The sequence below is a fragment of the Micromonospora echinofusca genome (genome assembly GCF_017614955.1).
Taxonomy (GTDB): Bacteria; Actinomycetota; Actinomycetes; order Mycobacteriales; family Micromonosporaceae; genus Micromonospora; species Micromonospora echinofusca_A.
The window spans coordinates 1-10,236 of the sequence record NZ_WVUH01000265.1; the positions used below are offsets into that span (position 1 = coordinate 1).

The 10,236-nt window shown below is 69.8% G+C and carries 6 protein-coding genes; 5 read left to right on the top strand and 1 reads right to left on the bottom strand.

The genetic code is table 11. The features are described from left to right. Positions 1 to 78: 78 nt before the first annotated feature. The 5 genes from GSF22_RS24545 (at position 79) to GSF22_RS24565 (ending at position 9,181) form a co-directional block, all read left to right on the top strand. A complete protein-coding gene (locus GSF22_RS24545; protein ID WP_208816095.1) occupies positions 79 to 2,361 on the top strand; it encodes a hypothetical protein in 2,283 nt (760 codons plus the stop codon). Beyond that, entirely contained in the window at positions 2,358 to 7,286 is a 4,929-nt protein-coding gene (locus tag GSF22_RS24550; protein WP_208816096.1) for a DEAD/DEAH box helicase, read from the top strand. Before GSF22_RS24545 ends, GSF22_RS24550 begins: the two co-directional genes overlap by 4 nt. A 322-nt stretch (positions 7,287 to 7,608) precedes the next feature. Continuing rightward, entirely contained in the window at positions 7,609 to 8,139 is a 531-nt protein-coding gene (locus GSF22_RS24555; protein WP_208816097.1) for a DUF6244 family protein, read from the top strand. Between the two features lie 191 nt (positions 8,140 to 8,330). Further along, positions 8,331 to 8,717, top strand: coding sequence for a hypothetical protein (locus GSF22_RS24560; protein ID WP_244454042.1), 387 nt, complete (start codon positions 8,331 to 8,333; stop codon positions 8,715 to 8,717). 11 nt (positions 8,718 to 8,728) lie between these two features. After that, positions 8,729 to 9,181 carry a SitI3 family protein gene (locus GSF22_RS24565; protein ID WP_208816098.1) on the top strand — a complete coding sequence of 151 codons (453 nt, stop codon included), beginning with the start codon at positions 8,729 to 8,731 and terminating at the stop codon, positions 9,179 to 9,181. Between the two features lie 137 nt (positions 9,182 to 9,318). Here GSF22_RS24565 and GSF22_RS24570 read toward each other — a convergent pair whose 3' ends face one another. Continuing rightward, entirely contained in the window at positions 9,319 to 10,005 is a 687-nt protein-coding gene (locus GSF22_RS24570; protein ID WP_208816099.1) for a hypothetical protein, read from the bottom strand. Positions 10,006 to 10,236: the final 231 nt, after the last annotated feature.

The window sequence follows — 10,236 nt, forward strand, 5'->3', positions numbered from 1 at the left end:
TAAGAGACAGCCATAACACTCGCCACCTACGACCGGGACTACGAGATCGACATCGTCGACCCCTCCGACCCGCTGCTGGTGTTCACCGACGACGGCCGCCGCGTCCCCGCCACCGCCAGCCTGCCACCCGAACCCGTCTGGCTGCTCCATCCCCACCAGACCCAGACCGGGGCGCCGCTGGAACTGCACGTCACCGGCGACGTGCCGGACGAATCCGAGGTCCCTACCCCGTACGGCTGGCTGGGCTGGACGCTCCGCCGGATCGACCTCACCCAGGTCACCGAGCTGCGCCTCGGCGACGGCACACCCCGACGGGTCAAGGGCGCCCGACGCGCTCAACTGCACCTCGACCCACCCCTGCCCGGCACGTGCAGCCTCACCGGCGCACCGGTCGTGGCCACCCCGCCACGACTGACCCTGCCCACCGACCCGGGTGTCGTGACCGGATGGTCGGTCCGCATCCGCCGATCCGGTTCCGGTTTCGACCAGCAGACCTCCGCCATGATCAGGATCACCCACGACACCACCATCGACCCCTGGCACCAACTGCCCCGACCACTCGTCGGCAGCTACGAGGTGACCGTCCGGGGACCACTCGGCCGCGGCCTGTCCCGCACCCTCGAACTGGCCGAAGGCCTGCACACCCACGCGAACCCGCCCTGGCGGGCAATCCGCACCGACGGCCTGGAACCGGCGACCGTGCACGCCAGCACCCACCTGCCGGGCCTGACCGTCACCCCGACGCAGGTGCCACTCGGGCCGAAGGACACCACCGCGGAGATACAGGTCCACAGCCCCGCCGGATCGGCCACCGTCCGGGTGACACCGGCACACATGGCCGTACAACGCCTCGACGGCAACAGCCGCGCCGACTGGTCCCTGCAACCGCTGCGCCTGGACAGCGAGACGATCGGCGCCGGAGAACTTCTGATCCGGCTCCCCGGAGCCGCCAGCGCGCAACTCGTCGTCAAAGCCGCCGGCCGGGAACGGCAAACCGTCACCTCCGGCGCCACGTACGGACAGCCACTGGCCCGCTTCCCCCTCGCGGCCATCGCCGACACCGTCACCACCCACACGATCGCCCAGCTCGACGTCCGCGTCGACGGCCAGGACTTCCCGGTCGCCCACTGCGCCCCGCAACGCCTCGCCACCTCGGTGCACATCGACGGCGACCGCCTCACCCTGGTCGACGCCCTACCCACCGACAGCCTGGTCGCCGGGCTCTACCAGGTGTACGCCCCCTGGCGACCACCACACGTGGTGACCATCCACCACGACCTGACCAGCGACCCGCTACCCGCCGACATCACCACCGCCGGGCCCCTGGTGGCGCACCTGCGCATCGAGGACCCGTGGGTACCCGCAGACCGGCCCGACTGGCCCGGACCCGACAACACCTTCGACATCACCGACCGCGAGTGGAAACCCCGTGGCCACGACACCGGCGAAGACACCCTCTCCGGTCACCTGGCCGGCGTCGGCGACCTGCCCACGGACCCGGACATCGCCCCGCTGCTGATCGACCTGTACCACCGCGCCGACGACCTTCGCGGCAAGGTGACCACAGACGTACGCGGCACCTGCGCCGTCCTGCGCCGCCACCCCGGGCCGGCCCTCACCGCGCTGGTGCGCTCCACCGCGTCGGCTGACCGACTGGTCGCCCCGCTCGTACACTCCGGGCTGATCGCCGCACCCCCCGACACGTACGTCGACGAACGCGACGAGGCCAGACTGTGGGGCATCAGCCCCTTGGCCGGCATGCTCGCCACCGCCCACCGACTCGGCGACCAGCACGGAAGCGGGGAACTACGCGAGCAGATCCTCGCCGTGTGCGGCGAGGTGGCGCGACAACTCCTCGACGGCGACAGCGACCCCCACCCGACCGTCGGCCGGTTCGACGAGTCAGCCGTACACCTGGCACAGCTTCCCGCCGAACAGCGCGACCGGATGTGGAAGGCGATGCGCATCGTGCCCGGTGGTCTGCTCGACGCCGACGAACGTCTCACCGCCGCACGACAACTGTTCGACGTGCGGATCCGGCCGGGCCTCGGCAGAGTCTCCCGCGCCGCCCGGAGCCTGCTCGCCGAATCATGGCCACAGATCCAATCCGCAGGTGGGCGGCGCGTGACCGACGCCGTCGACGCCCGCATGCCGACCAGCGGCTGGCAGGCCCTGCCCGCAGTGTCACTCACCCTGGCGTTCGTCGCCCGACTGGCCGCCCGTGGACACGCCGGCTGCGAACACCTGCTCCCACGCACCCTGCCCCACCACGCCACCCTCGCCCGCAGCGCACCCCGCCTCGTCACCATCGACCTTCTACTCGCCGAGTTCACCCTGACCGGTACCGGAGCCGCCCGATGATCCTCGACCCCATCGCCACCAGCGAAGCCGTCGTCGCCACCTACCGGCGCTACCTGCGCACCCTGGTCGAACCGAAGGAACCCCGCCTGGCCTCCGCCCTGGACAGTGCGATCAGCGACGCCATCAACCAGGAGATCACCAAAGGACCCCTGCTGGAGGCGACACCTCCCTACGTCACCTCGTCCACCCCACGCCAGCTCATCGACGCCGGCATCCTCCACCCCGGCATCGCCACCCTCGGCACCGGCCTGAACCTGGACCGACCGCTGTACCGGCACCAGGAACGCGCGATCCGCAAAGCCGCCGCCGGCCGAAACCTCGTCGTCGCCACCGGCACCGGCTCCGGCAAGACCGAAAGCTTCCTGCTACCGATCCTGAACCGCATCATGGCCGAACGCGCCGCCGGCACCCTCGGCCCCGGCGTCCGAGCACTGCTGCTCTACCCGATGAACGCCCTCGCCAACGACCAGATGAAACGCCTCCGCGGCCTGCTCGCCCAAGCCCCCGACATCACCTTCGGCCGGTACACCGGAGAGACCCGGCAGACCCGCCGCGAGGCCGCCGAGATCTTCGAACGGCAGAACCCCGACCAGCGTCCGCTGCCCAACGAACTGCTCAGCCGCGAAGAGATGCAACACCGACCGCCGCACCTTCTGCTGACCAACTACGCCATGCTCGAATACCTGCTGCTGCGCCCCCTCGACATGGACCTGTTCGAAGGCGACCACGCCGGGCACTGGCAGTTCATCGTCGTCGACGAGGCACACGTCTACGACGGCGCCCGTGGCGCGGAACTGGCCATGCTGCTGCGCCGCCTGGCCGACCGCGTGAACCGCACCGGCCAGCCGATCCAGTGCATCGCCACCAGCGCCACCGTCGGCGGCGACATGACAGCCGTCGCAGACTTCGCCGCCTCGCTGTTCCCCGCACCCTTCGAGTTCGACCCCACCGACGAGACCCGGCAGGACGTCGTCACCGCCGACCGGGCCGAAACGGCACCGGGACCGGAATGGGGCCCCCTGCCCGCCGCGGCGTACGCCGAACTCCTGCACGCCCACGACCCCGCCGCCGCGATCCTGACCCGCGCCCGCGACCACGGACACCTCACCGACGACCCCGCCGACGCCCTGGCCCGCGAACAGCGCGTCCGCCGGCTCAAGACACTCCTCGCCCACGGACCGGCGCCCCTCCCACAAGCGGCACAAGCGCTGTTCACCACCGCCGACCAGGCCGCCTGCGCCGCCCTGGTCGCCCTGGCCAACCGCACCCACGACACCGACGGCGCCCCCGTCCTGTCCGCCCGCTACCACCTGTTCGCCCGGGCCACCGAAGGCGCCTTCACCTGCCTCGGCCCGCACGGCCCACACGTCAGCCTCACCCGACACGAGCGGTGCGGGCCCTGCGGTGACGCCGCGTTCGAGTTCGGCACCTGCCGCCGATGCGGCACCGTCTACCTCGCCGGCACCCTGGAACGAGTCGGCAGCCACGCCGTCTTCCGGTCCCGACGCTCCCGGGACGAACAACAGGTCTGGATGGCGCTGGTCGACACCGTGGCGACCGACGAAGACGAGCAAACGGTTGCTCGCACCACCCGCGCCGCCGGAGAACCCGGCGGAATGTGCAGCCGATGCGGCATCTTCCAGACCGGCCCGGCGACCACCTGCCCCCGCTGCCCGGCCACCCCCATGCGCCCGGTGCGGTTCCTGCGGCAACGCACCGACGAACTCACCGCCTGCCTGTCCTGCGGCGGCCACGGCGCCGGTCTCATCCGCCTCTTCTCCAGCGGAAACGAAGCCTCCGCCGCAGTCCTGGCAACCGCCCTCTACCAGAAGCTGCCCGTGGCGCCCGACCCTGAGCAACAGAGCCAGCGAGGAGGCGGCCGCAAACTCCTGCTGTTCAGCGACAGCCGACAGTCCGCCGCCTACTTCGCCCCGTACCTCGAAGACTCCTACCAACGCATGCAACGCCGACGACTGCTCCTCGAAGGCGCCCACACCGCCGCCGCAAGCGGCCGCGAGATCCGACTGGACGACGTCGTCTACCACACCAGCCGGGCCGCCGACCGGTACGGCATCTTCGAACGCCGCCAGTCACGACAGACCCGCGAACGCCAGATCGCCCTCTGGGCGCAACTCGAAGTCGTCGGCGTCGACGAACGCAACTCCCTCGAAGGCCGGGGACTCCTGATCTGGGACATGTCCCGCGACCCCACCTGGACGCCACCCCGACCGCTGACCGACCTCGGCCTCACCGCCGACGAAGCCTGGGCACTCGTCGGCGAACTCCTCCGATCGATCCGCCTCCAGGGCGCCGTCGCCGCCCTCGACGGCGTCGACCCCCGCGACGAAGCGTTCCAACCACGGCTGGGCCCCATCTACGTACGCGGCACCGGCGCCGACACCCGCCGCAAGGTCCTCAGCTGGCTGCCCACCAAGGGCGTCAACCGTCGCCTCGACTACCTACGCCGACTGCTCGACCGACTCGGACACCCCGCCGACCCCACCCGGATCCTCGAAGGAATCTGGCAGATCCTGACCCGGGGACCGCAGAAGGAATGGCTGGTCGCCACCAGCGAACCCGGCATCGGCCAGGTCCACCAACTCGACCCCGCCCTGATCACCTGCACCCCGCTCACCCACGACACCACGCTCTGGCAGTGCACCACCTGCCGCAAACTCACCCCGTTCAACGTCCGGGGCACCTGCCCCACCATGACCTGCGACGGCACCCTCGCACCCTGGACCCAGCCCGCCACCGACACGGACCCCGACCACTACCGCAACGTCTACCGAGACATGAACCCGGTACCCCTGAGCGTCCTCGAACACACCGCACAGTGGACCAGCGAACGAGCCGCCGAGATCCAACAGCAGTTCGTCCGCGGCGAGACCAACGCCCTGTCCTGCTCCACCACCTTCGAACTCGGCGTCGACGTCGGCGAACTACAGGCCGTCATGCTCCGCAACATGCCACCCACCACCGCGAACTACGTCCAACGCGCCGGCCGCGCCGGCCGCCGCACCGAAGCCGCCGCGCTCGTCGTCACCTACGCCCAACGGCGTTCCCACGACCTGTCCCGCTTCGCCGAACCCCACCACATGATCGCCGGTGAGGTACGCGCACCCTACGTACCCCTCAACAACGTCCGCATCGACCGCCGACACGCCCACTCCGTCGCCCTGGCCGCCTTCTTCCGCCACCACTTCCGCCGCCACGGCACCGCGTGGCGGACCGCAGGAGAGTTCCTCCTGCCCGACGCCAACGGCACCACACCCGTCACCCTGGTCCGCGACTTCCTCACCCCCGTGCCGGCGGACATCACGCACTCCCTCCGGCAGGTGCTCCCACCGGACGTACAGGACAGCATCGACGTCGACACCGCCGCCTGGGTCGACCACCTGCTCGACCTCCTGGAATCCGTCCGCGCCGAACTGCAACAGGACGTCGACACCTACGAACAGAAACGGCAGGAAGCCTTCGCCGACCGTAGGGACGAGCAAGCCGCCCGGTACAGCCGGGTCATGAAGACCATCACCAGCCGGGAACTCCTCGGCCTGCTCGCCAACCGCAACGTACTGCCCAAGTACGGCTTCCCCGTCGACACCGTCGAACTCCGGTTGGCATTCACCGACGCCCAGCAGGCCAAACAGCTGGAACTGTCCCGGGACCTCTCCTCGGCCATCTACGAGTACGCCCCCGGCGCCGAGGTGGTCGCCGGGGGAATGACCTGGCAGTCCGCCGGCGTGTACCGACTCCCCGGACGAGAACTGGAACGCCGCTACTACGCCATCTGCGACGGCTGCGGCCACTACCGCGACTCCATCGACCGCCTCGACCACGCCTGCCCCGCATGCGGCACCACCCCCGTCGGCGCACCCCGCAGATACACCGTCCCCATCTTCGGATTCGTCGCCGCCGGCAACAGCGGCAGGCGACCCACCAGCGCCCCCCGCCGCGCCTGGCACGGCGCCACCTACGTCGTCTCACCCGGAGCCGAACTCTACGAAGACAAACTGAATCTTCCCGGCGGCACCGTCACCCTCCGGGCCGGCGCCAGAGGCGAACTCGTCGCCATCAGCGACGCAACCGCCGGCCGTGGCTTCCTCATCTGCGCGACCTGCGGATACGGCCGCCCCGCCGTCGACGGTACGGCCGGCCACCAGAGCCCGCTGAGCGGCCGGGACTGTCGGGGCCGGCTGGAGAACCTGGCTCTCGCCCACAAGTACCAGACGGACGTCCTGGAGCTGAGCTTCCAAGGAGCAGCCGTGCACGGCCTCGACGACAGCGCCTGGCGGTCGATCGCGTACGCCCTGGTGGAGGGCGCGGTCCGTGCCCTGGAAATCAGCCGCGACGACATCGACGCCACCATCTACCGGGCCGAGGCCGGACCCAGCATCATGCTGTACGACACCGTGCCCGGCGGCGCCGGGCACGTCCAGCGGATCGCCGAACAACTACGCGACGTGCTCGACCGGGCAGTACGCCGGGTCCGCGACTGCGAGTGTGGCCCCGAAACCAGCTGCTACCGCTGCCTGCGCGTGTTCCGCAACGAACGACACCACGAGCAGCTACGCCGTGGCGTCGCCGCCGACGTCCTCAGCCGCCTGCTCGGCAAACCCGACCGACCGCCGGTCGGTGCCCTGCGCGTCAGCCTCTCCGACACCACACCCGCCCGCACCGCCACCCGGCGGTACCTGGTGACCGAGGCGCCAGGGGAGGTGTTCGAACCGGTCGTCGCCGGACAGCTCGACCTCTACGAAGGGCGGATCGTCCTCGCAAGCCGCGACGGCAAGGCCGGCGTCGGCCGGTTGTGGCTGCGACGCGACGCCAACGGCATCACCGGCGCGGGCCTCCAGCCGACGGCTGGCGCACCTCTGGACGGTGAACCGGACGGTCTCACGCTGCTCGGTGTCGCGGTGCTGTGAGCTGAGGGCATTGGCCGGCAGCCGAAGGTTTGGAGATGGGGTCGGCGCAGAAAGCCTGAGCCGGCCCCATCCGGCCGCGTCGAACTCGCACTCGTCGCTGTCGGTTCCAGCTCGCAGCCGGCCACCTGTTCCACGTACCGATCGGTTGGCTCGACCATCCGCTGGAGAACCTGCCTCCGTTGATGGTTCATCTGGGGCGACGAGCGGAAGGAGGTGACTCGGGCGCGGTGGACCGATCGACGCTCAATGCATCGACGCGAGGTGATGAGACCGGCTAGGTTGCGGGGACCGGAGTCGCTTCTCGGGTCGGGGTGATTGGCACGTGTCGAGCATTGAAGAAATCACCGGTGAGCTGCCGGCCCTGACCGCAGGTCTGGATCGGGCGCGGAGCCTCACCGCAGCGGCCGACCATCAGGCCGAGCAGATCGCCGGCCGAGCCGTCGGGGCAGGGTTCGCAGCGGTCGCGGCCGGTATGGCTCGGGTACGCGCCGGGATCTCCGCCATTCAGGCGGGACTGAGCGGGGCCGGCGGGACGGTCGGTGAGGCGTCCACAGCTGCCACGAGTGTGTCCTGGGAGGCTGCCACCCCGCAGGAGACCATCGCCGCGTTGACGCAGGTGCAGCGGGGAATAAGGGGCGTCCGCCAGGCCACCACCGCGACGATCGGCCATGTCGACCAGACCCGGCAACTCGTCGGCGCGGTCCTGCAGGGCGGCCAACCGGGCCCGCTCCTGCAGTCCTTGGACAGCGTCAAACAGGTCCTGGTGCTTGTCGTCCAGCGTTGCGGCACCGCGCATCAGGCTGCTGAAGCGGCGGTCGGGCAGGCACGGGGGGTGGGGTCGCTGGGAAACTGACCAGGGCTGGTCGTCCCACACCGGCCAGCCCGGCGCCGATGATCCCCGACGACGCAACGCGCGTTGTGCACATGCCGCAACAGGACCAGCTTCCGCCGTGGGAAAGAGGAGCCACGGGGATCGAGAACGGCACGCCGACCGGTCCGCATACCCGAATCGGAGCCAGGACGGACGACAGCACCCGAAAAGCACTGGAGCTGGAGAACGAGTGCGCCGACACTGTCGCCGCCAGGGGCTACCGGGTACACCAGAACCCCACAGCACAGCAGGTCGGCGACGCCCGCGACCGTACCGGTGACCACGGAAACCCGGACAAGGACCCCGACTATCTCATCGAAGGACACGCCTTCGACTGCTACTCACCGCAAGCCCGGACGTCGGTACGCAACGTCTGGAGCCAGGTCCGGGAAAAGATCGACGACGAGCAGACCCAGCGTGTGATGCTCAACCTCAAAGAATGGGAAGGCAACATCATGGCTCTACGGCGCCAATTCGACCAGTGGCCGATCGACGGGCTGAAGGAACTGGCGGTGGTCACCCGCGACGGTACGATCCGTCAGATCGTCCGGGAAGACTGAGAGGACCACTGATGGCCGTGGAGTTCCGCCTGGTCCTGGCCGGTGATCCGCCTGCCGCAGAGGTAGCTGCCCTGACCGCTACCGACCCCCGCGAAGTCCCGCGTCCGGCGTCGAACCCTTCGCTGTTCACCGCCCGCCTGTACGACCAACGCGGCTACGCCATCGCTGTTCGAGACGGAAGTGACGGTTACTGGGAGGCCGAAGCGGACGGTGAGACTCGCTGGCAATGGGATCCCGTCAGGTACGTCTCCATCACCTTTTCCATGCGGGCCGACGATATCGCCGAGAAGGGAATCCCCAACATGATGGCAGCGGTCAGGAGGGTTCTCGCCGGCCGGGACGAGGACGCGGCCCTGGTCCAGGACGGCAACTACCTCCTGCTGACCCGGACCGGCGGAGTCATCCACACCTACCGCCCGGACTGGTGGCACCACTACCACCTCGACCGATCCTTCACCGGCTGACCGTCACAGGGGGTCGTCGTGGTCGACTCCCGTGGCGGAAGCATCGGGGTACGTGACGCTGCCGCGTTCCACCGGCTTCAGCGCACCGAGGGACAGCTATGCGCGTTCTCGGACGTCGGTGGGGTGCTGCGCGTCAGCTACGGCCACGACGTTGGGGGTGGGCCGAACGCGCGACGACCGGCCCGCACCGCCAGCGCGGCGAGGGCTGCGTTGGCACCACCACCGATCACCGCGCCGATACCGAACGGTGCCACCCGACCGAGGACGACGATGCCCTGCTTGGTCCCGTACTTCGTGACGAAGTGCCTCCCCAAGACCTTGTTGATCTGACGCAACGTCTCGGCAGGCACCTTGGCGACGATCTGACGTCCCCAGTGCTGCCCCGTACGCTCGGCGACCTTGGTGATGGTGGCGGAGCCGGACCCACCGAGCATGATGCCCATCACGATCGTCCGACGGCGCTCGATCTCGTCGATGCGGACCCCGTGGATCTCGGCGAGCGAGAGCGCGAACAGGGCGCTCAGCTCAAGAGACGAGAGCGCCTCGCCGGCGGACAGGGCCAGTGCGACGCCCGTGCCGACGCCGGGCGCCGCCGCCGCTCCTCCCACCGCGGCGCCCGTCCCGGTCAGGGCGCTCACGTACATCCGCTCCAGATTGCGGATCACCTGTGCCGGTGTCGCGTCGGGGTTCCGCTGGCGGGCCCGGGCGATGTTCCTGACCACCAGCGGGCTCTGGATGGCGATCGCCTTGTCCAGGAGGTCGAGGATCCGGTGCCCGGGTACGGCTACCTCCGGCACCGGTCCGTCGTGGCCACCTGTCGTCATGCGTCGAACTCCTTGGGTCGTCACGTTCCGGCGGGGTCACCCATTCGACCAGCCTGGTGGACCGTGCGCCAGATCGTCGAGTGGTGGGTGTGGTACCGACGGTGGCGGTGTTCTTCGGGGACCACTACCACCTCGACCGATCCTTCACCGGCTGACCGTCACAGGGGGTCGTCGTGGTCGACTCCCGTGGCGGAAGCATCGGGGTACGTGACGCTGCCGCGTTCCACCGGC